This window comes from Enterococcus viikkiensis, from assembly GCF_005405345.1.
GTDB lineage: Bacteria > Bacillota > Bacilli > Lactobacillales > Enterococcaceae > Enterococcus_A > Enterococcus_A viikkiensis.
Genome location: NZ_BJDW01000002.1, coordinates 182,741 through 206,921, shown reverse-complemented (window position 1 = coordinate 206,921; position 24,181 = coordinate 182,741). Strand labels below are relative to the sequence as shown.

16 protein-coding genes are annotated in these 24,181 nt (G+C 41.3%); 13 read left to right on the top strand and 3 right to left on the bottom strand.

Going from position 1 to position 24,181, the window contains the following annotated elements:
• On the bottom strand, positions 1 to 2,166 hold the full coding sequence (locus FFM67_RS02270; protein ID WP_137613049.1) for an amino acid ABC transporter substrate-binding protein/permease: 2,166 nt from the start codon (positions 2,164 to 2,166) through the stop codon (positions 1 to 3).
• A gap of 244 nt (positions 2,167 to 2,410) precedes the next feature.
• Between FFM67_RS02270 and uvrB the strand changes: the two genes are divergently transcribed.
• From uvrB to whiA, 7 genes are all read left to right on the top strand, one after another.
• On the top strand, positions 2,411 to 4,402 hold the full coding sequence (gene uvrB / locus FFM67_RS02265; protein ID WP_137613048.1) for an excinuclease ABC subunit UvrB: 1,992 nt from the start codon (positions 2,411 to 2,413) through the stop codon (positions 4,400 to 4,402).
• A gap of 52 nt (positions 4,403 to 4,454) precedes the next feature.
• Positions 4,455 to 7,277, top strand: coding sequence for an excinuclease ABC subunit UvrA (gene uvrA, locus FFM67_RS02260; protein WP_137613047.1), 2,823 nt, complete (start codon positions 4,455 to 4,457; stop codon positions 7,275 to 7,277).
• A 101-nt stretch (positions 7,278 to 7,378) separates the two neighbouring features.
• A complete protein-coding gene (locus FFM67_RS02255; RefSeq protein WP_137613046.1) occupies positions 7,379 to 8,635 on the top strand; it encodes a carboxylate--amine ligase in 1,257 nt (418 codons plus the stop codon).
• Between the two features lie 2 nt (positions 8,636 to 8,637).
• Positions 8,638 to 9,351 carry an amino acid racemase gene (locus FFM67_RS02250; protein ID WP_137613045.1) on the top strand — a complete coding sequence of 238 codons (714 nt, stop codon included), beginning with the start codon at positions 8,638 to 8,640 and terminating at the stop codon, positions 9,349 to 9,351.
• Between the two features lie 271 nt (positions 9,352 to 9,622).
• Positions 9,623 to 10,510 carry an RNase adapter RapZ gene (gene rapZ / locus FFM67_RS02245; protein WP_071862793.1) on the top strand — a complete coding sequence of 296 codons (888 nt, stop codon included), beginning with the start codon at positions 9,623 to 9,625 and terminating at the stop codon, positions 10,508 to 10,510.
• Positions 10,507 to 11,505, top strand: a complete 999-nt coding sequence (locus tag FFM67_RS02240; RefSeq protein WP_170177976.1) for a gluconeogenesis factor YvcK family protein — start codon at positions 10,507 to 10,509, stop codon at positions 11,503 to 11,505. Before rapZ ends, FFM67_RS02240 begins: the two co-directional genes overlap by 4 nt.
• Positions 11,506 to 11,534: 29 nt before the next feature.
• Complete coding sequence (gene whiA, locus FFM67_RS02235; RefSeq protein WP_137613044.1) at positions 11,535 to 12,470, top strand: DNA-binding protein WhiA; 936 nt, start codon at positions 11,535 to 11,537, stop codon at positions 12,468 to 12,470.
• Positions 12,471 to 12,498: 28 nt separating this feature from the next.
• Here whiA and FFM67_RS02230 read toward each other — a convergent pair whose 3' ends face one another.
• A complete protein-coding gene (locus FFM67_RS02230) occupies positions 12,499 to 13,014 on the bottom strand; it encodes a thioredoxin domain-containing protein (RefSeq protein WP_137613043.1) in 516 nt (171 codons plus the stop codon).
• Positions 13,015 to 13,294: 280 nt separating this feature from the next.
• Here FFM67_RS02230 and nifJ point away from each other — a divergent pair, with 280 nt between their 5' ends.
• The 4 genes from nifJ to glmM all read left to right on the top strand — a co-directional run bounded on the left by nifJ (position 13,295) and on the right by glmM (position 20,438).
• Positions 13,295 to 16,966: a pyruvate:ferredoxin (flavodoxin) oxidoreductase gene (nifJ, locus tag FFM67_RS02225; RefSeq protein ID WP_137613042.1), complete on the top strand. Its 3,672-nt coding sequence runs from the start codon at positions 13,295 to 13,297 to the stop codon at positions 16,964 to 16,966.
• Positions 16,967 to 17,077: 111 nt separating this feature from the next.
• The gene (gene cdaA, locus FFM67_RS02220) at positions 17,078 to 17,962 is read left to right on the top strand and encodes a diadenylate cyclase CdaA (RefSeq protein ID WP_137613041.1); all 885 of its coding nucleotides are present in this window, start codon (positions 17,078 to 17,080) and stop codon (positions 17,960 to 17,962) included.
• Entirely contained in the window at positions 17,959 to 19,059 is a 1,101-nt protein-coding gene (locus FFM67_RS02215) for a CdaR family protein (RefSeq protein ID WP_137613040.1), read from the top strand. The genes cdaA and FFM67_RS02215 overlap by 4 nt, the downstream gene beginning before the upstream one ends.
• A gap of 23 nt (positions 19,060 to 19,082) precedes the next feature.
• Entirely contained in the window at positions 19,083 to 20,438 is a 1,356-nt protein-coding gene (glmM, locus tag FFM67_RS02210; protein WP_137613039.1) for a phosphoglucosamine mutase, read from the top strand.
• Between the two features lie 139 nt (positions 20,439 to 20,577).
• Here the strand turns inward: glmM and glmS are convergent, their stop codons facing one another.
• Positions 20,578 to 22,386 carry a glutamine--fructose-6-phosphate transaminase (isomerizing) gene (gene glmS / locus FFM67_RS02205; RefSeq protein ID WP_137613038.1) on the bottom strand — a complete coding sequence of 603 codons (1,809 nt, stop codon included), beginning with the start codon at positions 22,384 to 22,386 and terminating at the stop codon, positions 20,578 to 20,580.
• 462 nt (positions 22,387 to 22,848) lie between these two features.
• Between glmS and FFM67_RS02200 the strand changes: the two genes are divergently transcribed.
• Positions 22,849 to 23,136 carry a hypothetical protein gene (locus FFM67_RS02200; RefSeq protein ID WP_137613037.1) on the top strand — a complete coding sequence of 96 codons (288 nt, stop codon included), beginning with the start codon at positions 22,849 to 22,851 and terminating at the stop codon, positions 23,134 to 23,136.
• 15 nt (positions 23,137 to 23,151) lie between these two features.
• The gene (sppA, locus tag FFM67_RS02195; RefSeq protein ID WP_137613036.1) at positions 23,152 to 24,180 is read left to right on the top strand and encodes a signal peptide peptidase SppA; all 1,029 of its coding nucleotides are present in this window, start codon (positions 23,152 to 23,154) and stop codon (positions 24,178 to 24,180) included.
• Position 24,181 lies beyond the last annotated feature (1 nt).

The window sequence follows — 24,181 nt, the reverse complement described above, 5'->3', positions numbered from 1 at the left end:
TTATTTCACCTTCTTATCTAAACGGTTCGCTAACTTCGTTAAGATCGTAATTAAAATTAAGTACATAATCGCGATGATTAAATATACATACGAACTTTGTGTGGTCCGTGCCACGATGATTTTCCCAGTTTGCAATAGTTCCACAACACCGATAGCAGAAATAATCGTGGTATCCTTCAGACTAATAACGAATTGATTGATGAAAGAAGGGATCATAATCTTCACGGCTTGCGGTAAAATAATTTTTTGCATTGTTCTGTTGTAGGAAAGCCCTAAGCTTCGTGAGGCTTCCATTTGGCCAACTGGTACAGCGTTGATCCCGCCCCGGACGATCTCAGCGATATAGGCGCTAGCATTCAAGGTTAAGGTAATAATCCCAGCGGCAAAGTCAGGAATTTTTATCCCCGTAATCCCCGGTAGACCGAAGAAAATGAAGAAGGCCAATACCATCATTGGGATTCCGCGGATAATATCAATGTAAATGCCTGCGATGGTCCGCAATGCTCTTGAAGGAGAAACTCGGAACAATCCGAAAATGACACCTAAGATCAAGGCTAAAGCAAAGGAAACTAACGCTAAGACGATGGTTTTCCACAAACCTTCTAAAAGGGATTTGTAGTTATTTTTAATCAGACCAGTAATGGTGGATTCATCGACTGTTTCTTTCTTTTCTTCGCTACTTGAACCGATATACTGATTCACGATCTTGTCATATTCGCCAGTTCGTTTTAATTCTTTCAAGCCTTCAGTGAACATTTCTCTTAGTTCAGGATTTTGACCTTTTTTCACTGCAAAGCCATATTCGCCGCCGACCTCGCGTTTAATTGGTGTTTTTAAGTCTTGCCCTTGTTTGACTGCATAACCGATAACCGGGTAGTCATCCATCATGGCATCGATCGAGCCGATTTTCAAGGCATCATATAATTGATCAGCTGCATCAAAACTTTTAATTGTGTAACCATATTCGTCTTTGTGGGCTTCCAAAAAGTCCGCGCTTTCTGTTCCAACTTTCGCACCAACTGTTTTGCCATTTAAATCTTTGTAAGCTTTAATATCTTTGTTGTCTTTTGCGACCGCTAATTGAATACCACTTTGGAAGTAGGGGTCAGAAAAGTCGTAGTTGGCTTTTCGTTCATCGGTGATTGTCATGCCGGCGATCATGCCGTCTGCTTGGCCGGATTCCAACGCTTGCATCGCAGAGGAGAAGCCGATGAATTTGAAATCGAGCTTGAAGCCTTGCAGCTCGGCAATCCGTTTCATTAAATCAACGTCAATTCCTTTGTATTCACCGTCACTGTCTTGATATTCAAACGGCGCGAAGGCTGAATCGCTAGCAATCGTGTATACGTCTTTCTTTGGTTCGATTTTTTTCATTTCCGAAGAGGCGGCTGCTTGATCACCGGAACCACTGGAAATATATTCACTGACGATCTTGTCATAACCGCCGTTTTTCTTTAAATTTTTTAATCCTTTGTTGAATTTTTCTAACAATTCTTTATTTTCACCTTTTTTTACAGCAAAACCATAAGAACTACCTTCTTCAGGGTCCCCGACCAATTTGAAAGGCTGGCCATTGGTTACCGCGTAACCAATGACGGGATAATCATCAAAAATTGCTTCGACGTTTCCGTTTTTCAACGCGTTGTACATCGCGTCAGCAGCTTCATATTGTTTTACTTCATAGCCATATTTTTCTTTATTATCATTCAAGAAGGTCGCGCTTTCTGTTCCAATTTTAGCAGAGACCGTCTTACCCTTTAGATCATTGTAATCTTTGATATCTGTAGTATCATTTTTGACGGCCATTTGAATCCCACTATCAAAGTAAGGATCAGAAAAGTCAAAAGTCTTTTTCCGCTCATCCGTAATACTCATACCGGCGATCATGCCATCAAGCTGATCCGATTGAACGCCTTGAATCGAACTGTCAAAGCCTAATGGGCGCAGATCAACTTTGAAGTTTTGATCTTTGGCGATTTGGTTTAGTAAATCCACATCGATTCCAACATATTCACCGTCAGAGTTTTGAAATTCAAAAGGGGCGAAGGTTAAGTCGGTCCCGATTTTATATGTTTTTTCCGCGGCGTGTGTTTTGCTGGCAAAACCAATTGTAAAAAGACTTGCCATTAAGCAAACAACGAAAGGAATTAATTTGTTTTTTCTCATAATAATCCTCCTAATTACTTATCATTCATTTATTATATGTTAGTTTAATGTCAAAACACAAGTAGGTTCCTTGTTGGAATGAAAAAAAGCTGAATATTCTTCACACGATGTGTAAGAAAATCTGACATAAGATTTTTTGACATCTTTTTAGTTAAGAACAAAAAATAGCGAAAATATGTTCGGTATGCTATAATTTTAAAATGAGAAAAGCACAGATTATTAATTGAAAAAGGGGGATTTTTGTATGATTGAAAGAGTCACGGACAACACGTTTGACCTTCATTCAAAATATCAGCCTGCTGGCGATCAGCCTGAAGCAATTGCGCAATTATCAGAAGGCATCGTCAATGGAAAGAAAGCACAAATACTTTTAGGAGCAACAGGTACAGGGAAGACATATACCATTTCAAATGTCATCAAGGAAGTCAACAAACCGACCTTGATTATCGCTCACAATAAAACATTAGCAGGTCAGTTATACGGAGAATTCAAAGAGTTTTTTCCTAACAACGCGGTGGAATACTTTGTCAGCTATTATGACTACTACCAGCCTGAGGCATATGTACCTTCCAGTGATACATATATTGAAAAAGATTCTAGTATTAATGATGAAATCGATAAACTACGTCATTCCGCTACCAGCTCATTGCTAGAAAGAAATGATGTAATCGTTGTTGCTTCTGTTTCTTGTATTTTTGGTTTGGGTTCGCCCAAGGAATACATGGAGCAGGTAGTTTCTTTGCGTGTCGGAATGGAAATGGATCGTAATCAATTGTTGCGTAATTTAATCGATATTCAATTTGAGCGCAACGACATTGATTTTCAGCGGGGGCGTTTTCGTGTACGCGGAGATGTTGTCGAAATTTTCCCGGCTTCTCGTGACGAGCGTGCACTGAGAGTTGAATTTTTCGGCGATGAAATCGAACGAATTCGCGAAGTCGATGCCTTGACAGGCGAAATAACCGGAGAGACCGAGCACGTAGCGATTTTCCCAGCCACTCACTTTTTGACAAATGAAGACCATATGGAAGTTGCCATCAGCAACATTCAAGCTGAGTTGGCCGATCGTTTAGAGGTTTTACGCAGTGAGAACAAGCTGTTAGAAGCGCAACGTTTGGAACAGCGGACAAACTATGATATTGAGATGCTGCGAGAGATGGGGTATACCTCAGGAATCGAAAATTATTCCCGTCATATGGATGGCCGTAAAGAAGGCGAACCACCTTACACGTTGATCGACTTTTTCCCAGACGATTTTCTAATGGTGATCGACGAATCTCACGTGACGATGCCACAAGTTCGCGGCATGTATAACGGTGACCGCGCTCGTAAACAAATGTTAGTAGATTATGGTTTCCGTTTGCCCTCTGCTCTAGACAATCGGCCGTTACGGTTGGAAGAATTTGAAGAACGGGTCAATCAGATTACTTATGTTTCTGCCACGCCGGGACCTTATGAACATGAGCAGACCGATACGGTAGTAGAGCAGATCATCCGTCCAACAGGACTATTAGACCCTGTGATTGACGTTCGACCGATTATGGGGCAAATAGATGATCTGGTCGGAGAAATCAACGAACGAGCGGAACGAAACGAACGAGTCTTCGTTACGACCTTGACGAAAAAAATGTCAGAAGACTTGACCGATTACTTCAAAGAACTAGGAATCAAAGTCAAATATCTCCATAGTGACATCAAAACATTGGAACGAACGGAAATTATCCGTGACTTACGTCTAGGAAAATTTGATGTCTTGATCGGGATCAATTTGCTTCGTGAAGGAATCGACGTACCGGAAGTATCGTTAGTAGCGATCCTAGATGCCGATAAAGAAGGGTTCTTGCGGAGCGAACGCTCCCTTGTCCAAACTATTGGACGCGCTGCCCGAAATTCTTCTGGTAAAGTCATCATGTACGCTGATAAAATGACTGATTCGATGCAACGGGCGATTGACGAAACCGCTCGGAGACGTGGAATCCAAAATGAATACAATAAAGAGCACGGTATCGTGCCAACGACGATCATTAAGGAAATTCGGGATCTGATTTCTATCAGCAAAGTGGCTGAAGATAAGGGAACGTATGAAACGACTTCATATGAAGACTTAACGAAAGCGGAACGAAAAGAATTAATCGCGAAAATGGAAGATGAGATGCGTGAGGCCGCGAAGACGTTGGACTTTGAAACAGCCGCAACTTTGCGGGATACGATATTGGAGCTAAAAGCAGCAGAGTAAAATGGATGAATGTCCGTGATAAAAACGAATACAATGAAATTGAGGTTATTAAATGGCAAATGATAAGATTGTAATTCATGGAGCGCGTGCTCATAATTTGAAAAATGTTGATGTTACGATTCCTCGTGACAAGATGGTCGTTGTTACAGGGTTGTCTGGATCTGGGAAAAGCTCGTTGGCGTTTGATACCTTATACGCCGAAGGACAACGGCGTTATGTTGAAAGTTTGTCTGCTTACGCTCGTCAATTTTTAGGTCAAATGGATAAGCCAGATGTAGATAGCATCGATGGGCTGAGTCCAGCGATTTCGATTGACCAAAAGACGACTAGCAAAAACCCGCGTTCAACCGTGGGAACGGTGACCGAGATCAATGATTATTTACGGTTATTATATGCGCGTGTTGGGCATCCAATTTGTCCCAACGACCATATCGAGATTACTTCTCAATCGGTTGAACAAATGGTAGATAAGGTGCTGGAATTACCAGAACGAACCAAGATTCAAATTCTTGCGCCAGTTGTCGCTAAGAAAAAAGGACAACACAAAAAGGTTTTTGAAATGATCCAAAGAGAAGGTTACGTTCGTATGCGTGTGGATGGAGAAATGTATGATGTGACCGAAGCACCAGAGTTAACGAAAAACAAAAAACATGATATTGAAATCATCGTTGACCGAATCGTGGTTAAAGAAGGCATTCGTTCACGTTTGTTTGATTCTTTTGAAGCTGCTTTGCGACTAGCTGATGGGTATGCGATAGTTGACGTAATCGGAGAAAAGGAAATGCTCTTTAGTGAACATTATGCCTGCCCTTATTGCGGCTTCACTGTCGGTGAACTTGAACCGCGACTGTTTTCGTTCAACGCTCCTTTTGGTGCCTGCCCAGATTGTGATGGCTTGGGGATGAAGTTGGAAGTTGACGTAGATTTAGTGATTCCTGATCAAAGTAAGACATTACGTGAAGGAGCCCTGATTCCATGGAACCCGATTAGTTCGCAATATTATCCGCAAATGCTGGAGCAAGCTTCGTTAAGCTTTGGGATTGATATGGATACACCCTTTGAAGACTTGCCAAAAGAACATCAAGAGATTATCTTGAACGGCTCGAATGGTGAAAACTTCCATTTCCATTATGAAAATGATTTTGGTGGCGTTCGAGATGTTGAGGTTCCCTTCGAAGGAATCATTAACAATATTAACCGTCGTTATACAGAAACCAACAGTGACTTCACGCGAGATCAAATGCGTCTGTATATGACGGAGTTAACCTGTCAAACGTGTCACGGCTATCGTTTGAATCCACAAGCGTTATCGGTTCAGATTAATGGACAAAATATTGGGAATATTAGTGAAGATTCAATCAACGAGACGTTGGATTTCTTCGGTACGGTTGTTTTAAGTGAACAAGAAAAAGTTATTGCTAAACCTATTTTAAAAGAAATCAAGGATCGTTTGAGCTTTTTGCAAAATGTCGGATTAGATTATTTAACATTGAGTCGAGCATCAGGCACCTTATCAGGTGGTGAAGCACAACGAATCCGTTTAGCGACCCAGATTGGTTCAAATTTGTCGGGAGTTCTTTATATCTTGGATGAACCATCGATTGGGTTGCATCAGCGAGACAATGATCGATTGATCCAATCATTAAAGAAAATGCGTGATTTAGGCAATACCTTGATTGTCGTGGAGCATGATGAAGATACGATGCGAGCAGCTGATTACTTAATCGATGTCGGTCCTGGCGCTGGAGATCAAGGGGGAGAAATCGTTGCGGCAGGGACACCACAAGAAGTAGAAAACAATCCAGCTTCTTTAACCGGTCAATATTTGTCAGGAAAACGCGAAATCGCCGTGCCGACTGAACGCCGTAAAGGCAATGGAAAGAAACTCAAAGTGACCGGTGCCGCGGAAAACAACTTGAAAAATATCGATGTTGAGTTTCCTTTAGGGAAGTTCGTCGCTGTGACAGGTGTTTCCGGCTCAGGAAAATCTACCTTAGTGAATCAAATTTTGAAAAAAGCCTTGGCTCAAAAATTAAATCGTAATTCTAATAAGCCTGGGAAGTTCAAAAAAATTACCGGCTACAACAATATTGAAAAGTTAGTCGATATTGATCAAAGCCCAATTGGCCGAACCCCACGAAGCAATCCCGCCACTTATACCAGTGTGTTTGATAATATTCGTGATTTGTTTGCGCAAACCAATGAAGCGAAAATTCGCGGGTACAAGAAGGGGCGTTTCAGCTTTAATGTGAAGGGCGGACGTTGTGAAGCTTGTCGTGGAGACGGGATTATTAAGATTGAGATGCACTTCTTACCGGATGTTTATGTGCCTTGCGAAGTTTGTCATGGCAAACGTTATAATTCTGAAACGTTGGAGGTTCATTACAAAGGAAAGAACATCGCGGATATTTTAGAAATGACTGTGGAAGATGCGGTAGAATTCTTCAAACATATTCCTAAGATTCATCGGAAGTTGCAAACAATCGTTGATGTTGGACTCGGCTATGTTACGATGGGGCAACCGGCGACGACGTTATCCGGTGGAGAAGCTCAGCGGATGAAGCTAGCCAGCGAATTGCATAAGAGTTCTAACGGTAAAAATTTCTATATTTTAGATGAACCAACAACGGGACTTCATACGGATGATATCGCTCGTTTGCTAAAAGTTCTTGAACGATTCGTTGATGCTGGAAACACGGTGCTAGTAATCGAACATAATTTAGACGTGATTAAATCGGCTGATTATGTGATTGATCTTGGACCAGAAGGCGGTGAAGGCGGCGGTACGATTCTAGCGACTGGGACGCCTGAAGAAATCGCTGAAGTACCAGAAAGCTACACCGGTCATTATTTGAAACGAGTCCTAAAAAAATAAATTACTACTAAGGCTTGATGCAAGTGAAGGATTCTCCTTTGCTTGCATTTTTCTTTATGGTATGATTATCAAGGATTTAGAATGAGAAGGTGTAAGAAAATATGAATGAAAATCAAAAATTTGTACCGATTCTACTGGGAAGCGATATCAACGTCTACGGCATGGCTCGTTCGTTTCACGAAGCCTACGGAATCGTTTCTGAAGCTTATGCTGGCTTACAGCTAGCACCAACAAAATATAGCAAAATCGTGAATGTTCATGTAGTTCCGGGATTCGATAAAGATCCGGCATTTATGGAGCAAATGCGTGAACTTGGTAAGAATACGTATAACGATCCTGCGACGAAGTATTTATTGATCGCTTGTGGCGATGGGTACGCAGAATTGGTTTCGCAACACAAAGAAGAACTTTCTGAATGGTTTATCTGCCCTTATATTGAGTTTGATTTATTGCAACGTTTAATCAGTAAAGTCAGCTTCTATGAAATTTGTGAAAAATATGAACTGCCTTATCCAAATACCTTCATTATTCGTGAAGAAATGCTGGAAGCCGGCAAATTGAAACAAAATTTACCATTTGATTTTCCAGTGGCCTTGAAACCAGCCAATAGTGTAGAGTGGCTATCCGTTGATTTTGAAGGACGGAAGAAAGCCTTTATCTTGGATACACGAGATGAGTTTGATGTGATCATCGAACGGATTTATCAAGCGGGTTACACCAGTGAAATGATCGCCCAAGATTTTATTCCAGGTGACGACAGCAATATGCGCGTACTAAATGCGTATGTTGATCAAAACCATCAAGTTCGCATGATGTGTCTAGGTCATCCCTTGTTAGAAGATCCTTCCCCAGAAGCGATCGGCAACTATGTAGCAATCATGCCTGAATACAATGAAAAAATCTATCAAACTATCAAAGGCTTTTTAGAAAGAATCAATTACACTGGCTTCGCTAACTTTGATATGAAATATGATCCTCGAGATGGAGAGTATAAATTATTTGAGATTAACTTGCGTCAAGGCCGCAGCAGTTTCTTTGTGACGTTAAATGGCTTCAATCTAGCCCAATACGTAACGGAAGATCGTGTCTTTGAAAAACCATTTGAGGCAACAATCTATGGGAAAGCTGAACCAGCAACCTCAATGTTGTGGATGGGTGTACCTAAGGGCGTTTTCGAAAAATTTGCTCGAAATAACGACGATAAGGAAAAAGCCTTAGCTTTAATCAAAAATAAACAATGGGGGACAACGGTCTTTTATAAAAAAGATATGTCCTTCATGCGTTGGGTCTTAATGAAATACATGTTTAGTAAATACAAAGGACGTTTTGACCTATTCTTTAAAGAGAAAGAAGGGTAATTATGGAAAATTTCTTTAGTATCTTGGGGGGAATGGGGACCATGGCTACGGAAAGTTTCGTTAGAATCCTAAATCAGCGAACTCATGCCCATAACGACCAAGAATATTTAAATTACGTCATGTTTAATCATGCGACTGTCCCAGATCGGACAGCTTATATCTTAGATCATCACGCGGATAGTCCGTTGCCGTTTTTATTAGATGATATTGAAAAGCAAAATTTATTGCAGCCAGATTTTATTGTCTTGACGTGCAATACCGCCCATTACTTTTTTGAGGAATTACAAGCGGCAACGAAGATTCCGATCCTACACATGCCTCGGGAAGCCGTCAGTGAAGTGGTGAAACATCATCAACCAGGAGAAAAAATCGCCGTACTGGCGACCGCTGGAACGATGAGTGCTAAAGTTTATCAAAATGAGCTGGAAGCAAAGGGCTTTGAAGTTTTGGCTCCTGACCAAGAATTACAAGCGAAAGTAAATCATTTGATTTATCACGATGTGAAAGAAAATGATTTCATCAATAGCGAGTTGTATTTAGAAATCCTTTCCGATGTTTTCGAAAAATATGGCTGTCAAAATGCGATTTTAGGCTGTACTGAGCTGTCTTTAGTGCATGAGTTGACTAAAAACGATCCGTACCCTGTAATTGATGCGCAATCTATTTTGGCGGACCGCACCATTGAAATAGCTTTAACCAACAGATCTTCTAAATAGAAGGTCTGTTTTTTTGATTTCAGATTATAGAAATTGCTCTATGGGTAGTTATGATTCTATAAAGAATGATAAAAAAGTGGCCAAGACACGCCAGGAATGTTATAATTATTTAGATAGCGAAAGAAGCTACAGTTAGTTTCTTTGGCGTCTTTTTATTTGAAAAAATATGACTATCCTCGTAATCATGTGGTGAAGGTCAATATATGTAACGAAAACAAACATTTATTTTTTTAAAATAAATTACTTTAAATTTGAGAGAGGAGTGACACGAATGACTGAGAGTTTGCATTTAGTTGTCATTACTGGGATGAGTGGCGCAGGGAAAACTGTCGCGATTCAAAGTTTTGAAGATATGGGCTATTTTTGTGTGGATAATATGCCGCCAGGATTGATTCCGAAGTTTTGGGAGTTGATTCGCGAGTCTGGCAAAGTAACCAAAATTGCATTAGTAGTTGATTTACGTTCGCGTTCATTTTTTGAAGACATTCAGAATATGTTGGTAGAAATCGAGAATACCGGATTTATCGATACAAGCATTTTATTTTTAGACTGTTCTGATGAAGAACTAGTTTCTCGTTATAAAGAAACACGACGGGCCCATCCATTGGCGATGGACGGTATGATTACCGAGGGGATTCGCAAAGAGCGAGCGATCTTGGAGGATTTAAAGGCTCGGGCGACGTTGATGATCGATACGACGGATTTGACTCCTCGCCAACTGCGGGAAAAAATCAATCAATCTTACAAAGGAAATGATGATGCTGGATTTCATATTGAAGTGGTTTCATTTGGTTTCAAATATGGCTTGCCAATTGATGCAGATATCGTCATGGATGTTCGTTTCTTACCAAATCCCCATTATATTCCTGAATTACGACCACAGACAGGGTTAGATAAACCGGTCTACGATTACGTGATGTCTTTTCCTGAAACAGAAAGCTTTTATACGACCTTCGTGAAATTATTGATGGACATTATGCCTGGCTACGTTAAAGAAGGGAAGAGTTCGTTAACGGTGGCGATTGGATGTACCGGGGGCCAACACCGCTCGGTCGCGTTGTCTGAACGAGTGGGCAAAGCGTTGAAGGACGCGGATTACAAAGTCAATATTACTCACCGTGACAAAGATAAACGGAAAGAGACGGTGAATCGATCATGAAAATGAAAACGTATCGTATCCGCAAACCTAAGATCGTCGTGATTGGTGGTGGTACTGGCTTGCCGGTTATTTTAAAAAGTTTACGCAATCAAAGTGCGGATATCACAGCGGTGGTGACAGTGGCTGATGATGGTGGTAGCAGTGGCGAATTGCGGGATTCGATCGATATGGCACCGCCAGGAGATTTGCGAAATGTTTTGGCTTCATTGTCTGACATGCCGAAACTATATGAGGATCTCTTTCAATATCGTTTTCATGAGAACGATAAATTTTTAGCGAATCACACGATTGGTAATTTATTAATTGCAGCTTTGTCTGAGATGCGTAACAGCACCTATGAAGCGATTCAATTACTTTCTTTGATGCTGCATGTGGATGGCCATGTCTATCCTTCTTCTGAGACACCCTTAGTACTGCATGCCGATTTTACGGACGGTACAAGTGCTGTGGGTGAATCAAAGATCGCGCTGGATCGTAAGACGATTGAAAAAGTCTATGTAACAGAAAAAAATGGTGACAAAGCGACTCATGCTGCTCGTAAAGTGGTTCAAGCGATCCAAGAAGCAGATATGGTGGTACTCGGCCCAGGCTCTTTATTTACCAGTATTTTGCCGAATCTAGTAATTGAAGAATTAGGCAATGCGGTGAAAACAACGGAGGCCGAAGTCGTTTACATCTGTAACATTATGACTCAAAAAGGTGAAACAGAACATTTTAGTGACGCTGATCATATCCGTATATTGCATCAACATTTGGATAGTCAATTTATCAATACAGTATTAGTAAATACGGAAAAGGTTCCTGAAGGGTATATGGACCCAGAAATCTACGATGAATACTTAGTCCAAGTGACCCATGATTTTAATGGCTTGCGGGAAGAGGGCTGTCGTGTGGTCTCAACGGACTTTTTAAAATTACGTGATGGCGGTGTCTTTCATGATGGCGAAAAAGTTGTCGATGAATTGTTCCGAATCGTTTTTGGGGCAAAGATTTAAGTGAAATTTGAAATAAAGGAGGGCTCGTCATGTCTTTTGCAGCAGAAGTAAAAAAAGAATTAACGGGTCTGGCAGTCCAAAAAAATCTAGCTCAAGCTGAGCTGGCCGCGCTGATTCGGATGAACGGCTCATTAAGTTTGAGTAATCATCAATTTGTTTTGAATGTCCAAACGGAGAATGCCGCGATCGCTCGACGGATTTTTACCTTATTAAAGGAACACTACGGCGTGCGCAGTGAATTATTAGTTCGTCGTAAAATGAAGCTGAAGAAAAACAATGTGTATATTGTACGATTGAAGCAGGAAACACAAAGTGTACTATTAGATTTAGATATTATGGATGGCATGATGTTTCAAGCCCATATTTCTGATGAAATCAAACGCTCTGATGAAAAAACACGAGCCTATTTGCGTGGCGCTTTTTTAGCCTCAGGGTCAGTTAATAACCCCGAAACGAGTCGCTATCATTTAGAAATTTCGTCGATTTATGAGGAACATAATCAAGATATTTGTGATCTGCTTAATCAATTTGATTTGAATGCACGTACTTTGGAACGAAGAAACGGCTATATTACTTATTTAAAAGGTGCTGAGAAGATTGCTGATTTTCTTACTTTGATTGGTGCGACTAATTCGATGCTGAAGTTTGAAGATGTTCGAATCGTGCGGGATATGCGTAATTCAGTTAATCGTCTAGTTAATTGTGAGACGGCTAATATGAATAAAACGATTGATGCAGCCTCGAAGCAAATCAATAATATTCATTTCATTGAAGCAACGGTAGGCTTACAGGCGCTACCTGAGAAATTACAAGAGATTGCTGAGCTGCGGATTCAAAATCCAGAGATCAGCCTGAAAGAGCTAGGGGAGATGATTCCTTCTGGTGCGATTTCTAAATCAGGCATTAATCATCGCATTCGAAAGATCAATGATTTTGCAGACAATCTAAGAAAAGGAACCGTTTGATTTTCAAACGGTTCCTTTTTAAGTGGCATTATTCATTAAGATAATTCGCTAAAGATGCTTGATCAATTGATTCATCAAAGATGCGTTCCCCTAAAATAATCGTCGGAACAAACTGAATGTTGGCTTGCTGAGCTTCGTTACGAATTTCTTGTTGCAATTCTTGATTGGCTTGTTGCGACAGGTGCAATGTTTTTTCAGCGTAAGTGGCAACAGCTTCTAATTCAAAATCTTTCCAAATGTCTTGGGTCTCGTAGGCTTGCTGAATCTGCAGCAAGGCTTTATTAGGGTCTGCATTGATATACTCATGCATGACGTTGCCTCGTTGTAAGCTGACTTTGTCTTTGTCCAATAATTTAATGATCCGTTGAACTTTGCCTTCAGCAACCGCTTGTGCCAAAGTTGTTTGAGAGTCTTCAAACCATTTTTTACAGTAGGGACAACGAAGATTAATAAATTCAATGATCCGCTTTGGTGCGTTAGCGGAACCAATTTTGATACCGTTGAAGTCATTGACTAGCTTTGCATTGATAACAGTAGTATCCATTATTATTCACATCCTTTGCCTGTTAGTTTACAAAATATTTCTTAGAAATCAAACTCTTTTTAATTAGAAAAGTTAAAAAGAGTAGAGGGTAGGTTTAAAAATAATAAATGTTAGTTTATAATGAAGCCGTTGTTAGAAAGATTATAAGAAGTACGAGTGCAACTGGAACAATTATCTTAAACAGAAAGCTTATTTTTGCTAGAAAATAAGTTGGTTGTACGTTTCATGACAAAATTGCGGGGACAAAAAATCCGCTAAAGATAGAATATGGGGGAGAAACATGCGTAAGAAAAAAACGATGGATGGAAATACAGCTGCGGCGTATATTTCATATGCCTTCACGGAATTAGCCGCCATTTATCCAATTACTCCTAGTTCAACCATGGCTGAACTTGTTGACCAATGGGCGTCACAAGGAAAGAAAAATATATTTGGTCAGCCAGTTTCAATTACAGAAATGCAATCGGAGGCAGGGGCGGCAGGAGTCGTTCACGGAGCTTTAAAAACCGGCGCATTAACGACGACCTATACAGCGTCACAAGGATTACTATTAATGATTCCTAACATGTATAAAATCGCTGGTGAATTATTGCCTGGGGTCTTTCATGTTGCCAGTCGAGCCGTCACCACTAACGCGCTAAATATTTTTGGCGATCATGGGGATGTGATGGCCGCTCGTCAAACGGGATTTGCAATGTTACAAGAAAGTAGTGTTCAAGAAGTTATGGACTTGTCCGCGGTGGCGCATTTAGCTGCAATCGAAGGCAGTGTACCTTTCATGAACTTTTTTGATGGTTTCCGAACGAGTCATGAGATCCAAAAAGTTGAAGTCTTGGAGTATGACGAGTTGGCACCCTTGATCGATCAAGAAAAACTGAAAGCTTTTCGTAAGCGCAGTATGAATCCTAATCATCCGACGATTAGCGGGACCAACCAGAATCCAGATGTCCATTTCCAACAACGAGAAACGGTCAATCGCTATTACGATGAGCTACCATCAATTGTTCAAAAATATATGTTTGAAATCAATCAATTACGTGGCACCAATTATGACCTCGTGACTTATTATGGGGCTGAGGATGCTGAAGAGGTCATTGTGGCCATGGGCTCGGTGGCTCAAACGATTGAACAAACGGTGGACTATTTGAATGCTAACGGTCGTAAAGTCGGCTTTTTGAACATTCATTTGTACCGTCCGTTTCCGACAGAAAACTTTCTAGAGAAATTACCTGATTCAGTCAAATCCATTGCGGTGTTAGATCGTTCGAAGGAACCTGGCGCTGATGGCGAGCCGTTATTGTTAGATATTCAAGGTGTGATGTATGAAGCCGATATTCGTCCGAAAATTATTGGTGGTCGCTTTGGATTAGGGTCAAAAGACGTGACACCAGATCAGATTATCGCCGTTTATGATGAAATGTTGAAGGATAAACAGCAAGCGAAGAAACGTTTCACAATTGGGATTGTGGACGATGTTACGCATATGTCGCTAGAATCGAAAGGGATCGTGGATTTAACGAATCCGAATACCTTCCAAGCAAAATTCTGGGGATTTGGTTCTGATGGAACCGTCGGCGCGAACAAGTCTGCAATCAAGATCATTGGGGATCATACTGATAAATATGCACAAGGCTATTTTAGTTATGATTCGAAGAAATCCGGTGGACTGACGGTTTCCCATCTACGATTTGGCGATACGCCGATCCGTTCAACCTATCTGGTCGAAAGCGCAGATTTTATTGCTTGTCATACACCGGCGTATATTCATACTTATGATTTGTTGAAAGGATTGAAGCCCGGCGGAATCTTTTTAATGAATACAATGTGGAATGACAAGCAGATGGATAAACTATTGCCAGCTAAAATGAAACGCTATATCGCGGAAAATGAGATTCAGTTCTATACGATTAATGCGGCAAATTTGGCGATGGAAGTTGGATTAGGTTCACGAATCAATACAGTAATGGAAACAGCGTTCTTCAGTTTGACTGGAATTATTCCTTTTGATGAGGTATTAGATATTTTGAAAGCCGAAGCGGATAAAAGTTATCGCCGCAAATCGATAGAGATCGTCGAAAAAAATATCGCGGCAATCGATCAAACCGTTGAATTATTGCATCAAGTACAAGTTCCTGAGGCATGGAAGACTGTTGAAGTTCCGAAAAAAATGCGGAAGACGCCAGTTTCTCAATATGTGGAGGAAATTGTTGAACCAATTAATTCACAACGAGGCAATGATTTAACGGTCAATGATTTAGTTGCTAATGGGATGACCGACGGAACAATTCCAACGGGAACGACTCAATTTGAAAAACGCGGAGTTGCGTTGGAAGTTCCCCATTGGCGTAGTGATCGCTGTACGATGTGTAATGAGTGTTCCTTTGTCTGTCCGCATGCGGCGATTCGTCCGTTTTTGGCAGATGATGAAGAGATGACTGAAGCGCCGGAAGGTTACATTGTTCGTGAAATGCGTGGAGCAGACGGATTGAAATACCGGATTCAAGTTTCGGTAGAAGATTGTACCGGCTGTGGACTTTGTGTTGAAGCTTGTCCAGCAAAAGAAAAGGCTTTAGTTATGAAGCCGTATGAAGAAGAAAAAGAACAAGCGATCAATTGGGCATTTTCAATGACGTTGAAACAAAAGGCCAACCCGGCTAAAGTGAATTCTGTTTTAGGTTCCCAATTTAATAAACCTTTGTTAGAATTCTCTGGTGCCTGTGCAGGATGTGGCGAAACACCTTACGTAAAATTAATGACGCAAATGTTTGGTGACCGAATGATGATCGCTAATGCGACTGGCTGTTCTTCTATTTGGGGCGCGGCAGCACCCGTTAGCCCATATACAACGAATGACAAAGGACAAGGCCCTGCTTGGTCTAACTCGTTATTCGAAGACAATGCCGAGTATGGCTATGGAATGTTCTTGGCCAACCAAACCCGTCGAAAAGAATTAGCGGATAAAATCAATGATGTCTTAGACCTGGTTTCTGATGAGTTACGAGAATTGATGGAAGACTGGATGGATCACATGTTTGAATCTGAGGGGACGCAGCAACGGGCAACCAAACTAACTGCGGCTCTTGAAGCAGAAGGTCTAACAGATGCTAAATTGGCGGATATCTACGACAATCGCGATCTATTTGTCAAAACGAGTCAATGGATGTTTGGTGGCGATGGCTGGGCGTATGATATTGGCTTTGGTGGGATTGATCATATCTTGGCTAGTGGTGCAGATGTTAATATTCTAGTTATGGACAATGAAGTCTATTCTAATACTGGGGGACAAACGTCTAAAGCAACACCAGCATCAGCCATTGCAAAATTCTCGGCTGGTGGGAAGTATCAATCGAAGAAGGATTTAGGAATGATGGCTATGACTTATGGGAATGTCTATGTGGCACAAATTGCCTCAGGCGCGAACCAAATGCAAACCATTAAAGCTTTAGAAGAAGCAGAAAAATTCCCTGGACCATCATTAATTATCGCCTACACACCATGTATCAACCACGGCTTACGCGGTGGAATGAGTCAAACCTTGCGAGAAGCAAAAGAAGCAGTTGAATCTGGCTATTGGTCTTTATATCGTTACAATCCGGCTCAACGTGAGAAAGGCAAAAATCCAATGACTTTGGACTATAAGAAACCGAATTTCGAGACGATGATCAGTTTCATGAAACAGCAAGTTCGTTTTTCTGCCTTAGAACGAGTGCAACCAGATGATGCGCAACGGTTATACCAAAAGACAGTCAATGATGCGGAGACACGTTTTTACAACTATGCCCGTTTAGCTGGGCAAGAAGAGAAAATCCGTGCAAAACTTGCAGGGACTCCAGCAGAAGCGAATACAGCAACAGTAGAAAAAAAGCCAAAGCGAGAACGGACAGTGGATCCTGAAGCGGAAGCGCGTCGAGCGGCTAGGAGAGCGGCTCGCGCTGAAAAGCGAAACAAGTAAATTTTTTTAAGAAGAGTCTTAGCTTAGCTAAGGCTCTTCTTAAATTTTATGCTGGAGCTGTACCATTGTGGTATAATTGTAAAGAATTTTGTATAGAAAGAGAGGTTATCTATGCCTAATCGTCTAATTGAATTATTCAAACCAGAATATTGGCTTAGCTTTTTTTCTGAGAATCTTTCAACTTGGGATATTATCGTCAACCTTTTAGATATATTTGTCGTATGGTTTTTGATCTATCGTTTGTTTGAATTGGTTCGCGGTACAAAAGCCGTCCAATTGATCAAGGGCGTGGCGATCTTTATTGGTATTCGAATCTTGGCTGAACTCATCGGTCTGCATACCTTGTCATGGCTCATGAATCAGATCATTACTTACGGGGTGATCGCGGCCATCGTCATCTTCCAGCCGGAAGTTCGACGAGGCTTGGAGCATTTGGGGCGAAGTTCTTTTTTCAAAACATCGAAAAAGGAAGAGCGTGATGATGAACGGATGATTTTAGCTTTCGATAAAGCCATCCAATACATGTCTAAGCGAAAAATCGGTGCCCTGGTCACAATTCAACGTTTCACCGGCTTGGAAGAGTACATTGAAACGGGGATTGCGTTAGATGCGGATATTACAGGGGAATTGCTGATTAACATCTTTATTCCCAACACACCGTTACATGATGGTGCCGTCATTGTGAAAAATGGCAAACTCGCTGTCGCTTCCGCTTATTTGCCATTGTCCGACAGTATGCTGATTCCAAAAGAATTTGGAACTCGCCATCGTGCTGCAGTGGGTATTAGTGAAGTCAGCGACGCGTTGACTTTTATCGTGTCTGAGGAAACTGGTGGGGTGAGTATTACCTTGAACAATGATTTTCTCCATGATTTGTCACAAGAAGAATACTTGGCTGTCATGCGGCGGGAATTATTGCCGGATGAGAAGAACATGAGCAAAAAGAGTCTCTTACAAACTTTTTTAGAAGGGTTTACTAAAGGAGGCCAAAAATGATCATCAAGTTTAAAAAAGGCAATCTACCGTATATTTTAATTTCACTGGTGTTTAGTTTGATCCTTTTTTTCAATGTGAATAGCCAAAACTTCAGTCGGTTGATTTCTTCTGAAACGAATTACGAAGAAGCTATTCAAAATGTACCGATCAACGTTTTATATGATTCTGATGAATATTTTGTTCATGGCTTTTCCTCAAACGTTTCAGTGAAATTAAGTGGAGCGAATCGAATCCAATTAAATAAAGAAATAGACCCTGATACAAGAGATTTTAGTGTCGTAGCTGATTTAACAAAACTTTCTGCTGGGACCCACGAAGTCCGCTTAAAGACCAAGAATTTGGCAAGTTCACTATTCGCGACGATCGAGCCGGAGACCATTTCAGTAACGATCGAGAAAAGAGTGACAAAGCAATTCAATGTGTCACCAGTGTTAAGCAGCACGACCAGCAACAATGGGTTAAAGATTGGCGAGATGTCAGTAGAACCTGCTAAAGTCGAAATTACCACCGGAGAAAACACGATGAAGGAGATTGATCGTGTGGTGGCATCGGTGGATACGAGCAAACTTTCCGCGGATCAAGAGAGTGCTCAGGCGCGGATTCAAGCTTTAAATTCCAGTGGGGAGGCTTTGCCAATCCAATCAGATCCACAAAATGTGACGGTCTCATTTGAAATTCAAACACCTAGCAAAGAGGTGTTGCTTTATCCGATTCAAGAAGGACAACTGCCCGCGGCGGTAGAGAGCGTGAAGATTGATCTGAGCCGAACAAAGGCAACAATAACAGGTTTACAGTCTGCTATTGATCAGATAGACAGTATTGGAGTACCAGTAGACGTTAGCCAAATCCAAGGAACGGTAAAGAAATTAATTGATGTTCCTGTTTCCGATAATTATCAAGTGAATCCAAAAACGGTTAGTGCACAGGTCACGCCAGTATTTAAAAACACACAAGCATCAGAATCAAGTAATGCAAATCATTCTAGTTCATCAGAAAAAGAAGATTCAAGTGAAACAGCTAGCTCTGTCGAAACGACTCGTTCACAATCGAGTACAACAGAATCGTCTGCTGAATCAACAACACAATCAACGAATTAGATGAAGAAGGGAAATAGAATTTAATGGGTAAATATTTTGGAACAGATGGAGTACGTGGAATCGCAAATAAGGAGTTAACACCGGAATTAGCTTTCAAGTTAGGACGCTGCGGAGGTTATGTTTTAAGCCAACACCAAGAAAGTGTGGAACGGCCGCGGGTTTTAGTTGGGCGCGATACGCGGATCTCAGGAGAATTGTTGGAAACAGCATTGATTTCAGGCTTGCTTTCAGTAGGGATTGAAGTCTTTCAATTAGGCGTCATTTCAACGCCGGGAGTTGCCTATCTAACCCGCTTGCAAAAGGCTGCAGCGGGTGTCATGATTTCTGCTTCACACAATCCAGCTGAAGATAACGGCATCAAATTTTTCGGAGCCGATGGTTTTAAATTAGTCGACGAACAGGAAGCGGAAATCGAAGCATTGTTAGATGCGGAAGAAGATAAATTACCGCGTCCTTCTGCTGAAGGCTTAGGAACATTGGATGAATTCCATGAAGGTTTATTAAAATACTCACAATTCTTAGTTCAAACCATCTCAGGAGATTTGTCTGGTTTAACAGTCTGTGTAGACGCTGCTAATGGTGCGACTTCAACGAGTGTTAATCGCTTATTTGCAGATTTGGAAACAGATTTTTATACGATGGGGACTTCACCCAATGGCTTGAATATCAATGACGGTGTTGGTTCGACGCATCCTGAAAAATTAGCTGAAATGGTTGTTGAAAAGGGTGCTGATGTCGGCTTAGCCTTTGATGGTGATGGTGACCGAGTCATTGCAGTGGACGAATTAGGAAATATCATTGACGGCGACCGGATCATGTTTATCTGTGCGAAATATCTAGCTGAACGTAAACGTTTGAAGAAAGACACCGTTGTGACGACAGTTATGAGTAATCTAGGTTTCCATAAAGCAATCGAAGAAATTGGCTTGTCTGACGTCATCACCCAAGTCGGTGACCGTTATGTTGTGGAAGAAATGCGTAAAAATGACTACAATCTTGGCGGTGAACAATCAGGTCACGTCTTGTTCTTAGATTACAATACGACTGGTGATGGTATGCTGACTGGTGTTCAATTATTAAATATCATGAAGCAAACGGGTAAGAAGCTTTCTGAACTAGCTGGGGAAGTAACGATCTACCCACAAAAATTAGTCAATATTCGCGTGAGCGATAAATACGGTGCGATGGATGTTCCGGCAATCAAGCAAGCAATCGATGAAGCTGAGGCTGAAATGAATGGCGATGGACGCATCTTGGTTCGTCCTTCTGGAACAGAACCATTACTACGTGTGATGGCGGAAGCACCGACTGATGAAAAAGTAAACTATTACGTCGAAAAAATTGCGGCAGTTGTCCGTGCGGAAATTGGGCTGGATTAACGAAAAATGCCCAATTTACCATTAAGAAGCAAAAACACCTGGTGGCATTCCTAAATGAGAATGACCACCAGGTGTTTTTCCGTGTTAAAAAGCATCCAACCTGAATAAAAGGCTGGATGCTTTTTTGTTTATCGACTGATTATTCAACAGTGACCGATTTTGCTAAGTTACGTGGCTTATCAACGTCAAACCCTCGTAATAAGGTTGCGTAATAAGCAATCAATTGTCCAGGAATTACAGAGACTAACGGACGTAAAAATTGATGAACAACAGGTAGAATAATTTGGTCCCCGTCTTTGCTTAATTCTTCAGAAACAATCACTAAGGTGTGCGCGCCGCGACTTTCCACTTCTCGCAGATTTCCTCGTGTATGAGGCGCGGTTACGGCTTCGGTGATAATACCAATTACTGGTGTTCCTTCTTCCACTAAGGCGATCGTTCCGTGTTTCAATTCTCCTGCAGCAAAGCCTTCTGCTTGAATGTAAGAAATTTCTTTCAATTTCAAAGCAACTTCCATTGAAACATAGTAGTCTTCGGCACGGCCAATATAAAAGGCGTTACGTGTAGTTGCTAAATATTCTGCAGCAATTTCTTCGATCATGGCTTTTTCAGCAATCATGGCATCCATTGCGTTGGCTGCAATGCCTAATTCTTTCGTTAAATCGAATGCTTTAGCGGCTGCCACGTCTTTCGCTTCACCGACTGCTTTGGCTAAGACTGTCAAAGCGGCAATTTGTGCTGTATAGGCTTTAGTTGAGGCGACAGCGATCTCTGGTCCAGCATGTAGAAGCATTGTATAAGTCGCTTCACGAGATAAAGTTGAACCGGCCACGTTCGTCACTGTAAGAGAGGGATAGCCTAATTCATTTGTCTTCACTAATACCTGGCGGCTATCAGCAGTCTCGCCACTTTGAGTTAAATAAATGAAGAATGGTTTCTCTGAAAGCAACGGCATGTTATAACCAAATTCACTGGATAGGTGGATCTCTACTGGAATGTTGGCTAGACCTTCAATGATTTGTTTGCTAGCCCAGCCAGCATTATTGCTCGTTCCACAAGCAACGATATAAATTCGATCACTGTTTAATAGACTTTGTAATAACTGATCTTCGATAACAACGGTTCCTGTTTCATCGGTGTATTCACTGATGATCCGTCGCATCGTAGCTGGTTGTTCGTCAATTTCTTTTAGCATGTAATAAGGATAGGTTCCTTTTTCCATGTCAGAAAGATCAATTTTCGCTTCATAAGGTGCGCGTTGGACTTCGTTGCCTGTTTGGTCTTCGATTTCGACGTGGTCTTTAGTTACGATTACCATTTCGCCGTCATTGATCTCAACGAATTGATTGGTTTGTTCCAGCATCGCCATGGCGTCGCTACAAACAACGTTGAAGCCGTCGCCTAAGCCAATCAATAAAGGACTTTTGTTTTTCGCAACATAAATGGTTTCGCGATCTTCTTTGTCGATCAAGCCAAAGGCGTAAGAACCGTGGATTTCCGCTAATGCTTTACGGAAGGCTTCCTTAGTCGAAAGCCCTTGTTCAACAAAGTATTCCACTAAATGAACCGCGATTTCTGTATCGGTCTCACCATAAAAAGAATCCTCCGCTAAAAAATTGGCTTTTAAATCGTCATAGTTTTCGATTACACCATTATGAACTAAGACGAACCGTTTACTTTGTGAGGTGTGGGGATGGGCATTTTCTTCACTCGGTTCACCGTGGGTCGCCCAGCGTGTATGACCGATTCCGATTGTGCCATGGACATTGGCACTAATCTTATCTGCTAATTCTTTGATCCGTCCTTGTGACTTGATTAAATAGTCGTCTTGTTGATCGGCTACGAAAACTCCGGCAGAGTCGTACCCGCGATACTCCAATTTTTCTAATCCCTTCACTAAAATACTAGTTGCTTGCTCGTTTCCTACAATTCCTACGATTCCACACATAATGTCTTCCTACTTTCCTGTCATTATATGTTTCCGAGCTGTCTGACCATTTTTTTGTTTTTTTTATAAAAATTTTGTAATGATCTTTAGAGCACAGCTGCCCTGAAGCCACCCGCCGAATATTTCGATAAGCTTCTTCCTCGTCACCTCTATTAAAGGCCTGGCGCTATCTCGTTGGTGTAGCTGAGATTTTTTTATTTTAACATCGGAAACAATGAATAATATAATATAAACTCGTCATGTAGTCAAATATTTTTTTATTTTTAACAAATTGGTATATATGTAATTTGTGAAAAGCCCGTTAATAAAACAAAAAAACTTTCTGCGTTTCATCTAGTGAGAGAATAAGGTAAAATGAGGAGGTACCCTTCTAAGGGAATTTTTTTATCGAAAGCGTTTAGTGAAGAGACGTGGAAGTTGAACGAGTATTTTCTTCACAGATTTGATTAAGGAGGAAGTAGCATGAATCAACCAGAAAACTTAACCGTCGGCCAGCTCCGTCAATTTTTGACACAGCTGAATGGCAACCCAGAAATTGATGATGAAACGAAAATATTTTTAGATACAGGTTGGGATAGTATCCAAGAGATTACACCGGATGCTTTAAGTATCGAGGAGGCGCAATCCTTTAAAATCGAAGATCCCTTAACCCATGAACTTTTCGGTGGCTATTCTTTATTAGAAAAAGCAGAAAAAATGAAGGGTGAGGGACCCATTGAAAAAGTATTGGTCATTCGGAACCTATATTAAGTAAGGAGGAATCAAATGAATAAGAGACGCTGGGTTGCAGTTGGGATCGCGGTCGTACTTATGGCGCTTTCTGTCTTATCTTCGACGCTGAGCCGAAAAGCTGAGGACAAACAAGAGTTGAGCCAAGTTAACGAACTATTGTATGGCACGAATGAGCCGCAGGAAAAAACAGAAGTCGAGGGCTCTAATAAAGAAAAAATCGTTAAATTAATGGTGGAAGGAGCGATTGTCAACGACGGCACCAGTGGTTTGTTTTCAACTGGTGGATACAATCATGAAGCATTCATGAAGCAACTCGCTAAAATCAAAAAAGATAATACGGTAAAAGGGATTTTGTTAGAAATCAATTCACCAGGTGGCGCTGTTTATGAGACGGCAGAGATTACCCGAGCATTGAAGGAGTTGCAAAAGGATAAAAAAATTCCAATCTATGCCTCGATGGAGAGTCAGGCAGCTAGTGGCGGCTACTATATCGCAGCAAATTCGGACCGAATTTTTGCGACCGACGATACTATGACCGGATCAATCGGTGTGATTATGTCTAGTATGAATTATTCTGGCTTGATGGAAAAGCTGGGCATCACAGATACGACAATTAAAAGCGGTGCTTTAAAAGATATTGGCTCAGCCTCCCGTCCTCAAACAAAGGAAGACAAAGAAGTGCTACAAGCGTTTGTTGATAGCATGTATGGCCGTTTTGTTAAGACAGTGGCTGAAGGCCGGAAAATGAATGAAGCAGATGTTCGCAAGCTAGCGGATGGTCGGATTTATGATGGTGCTCAAGCAGTAGAAAACGGCTTAGTTGATGCGATTGGCTATCCTGATCAGGCGTTAAAAGCATTGCAAAAGGATCATGGGTTAAATGGTGCGAAAGTGATTACCTATACTACTGGATCAACCAATTTTATGAATACTTGGCTAGGCAATAGTTTGGCAGAATTCCAAGGAATCAAACCGAAGCAAGAAGATTTAGTAAGAAATATTGTTGAAAGTGTCGGCACTCCGCAAGCCCCTAAAGCGATGTATCTTTATGGAGGTGAGTAAC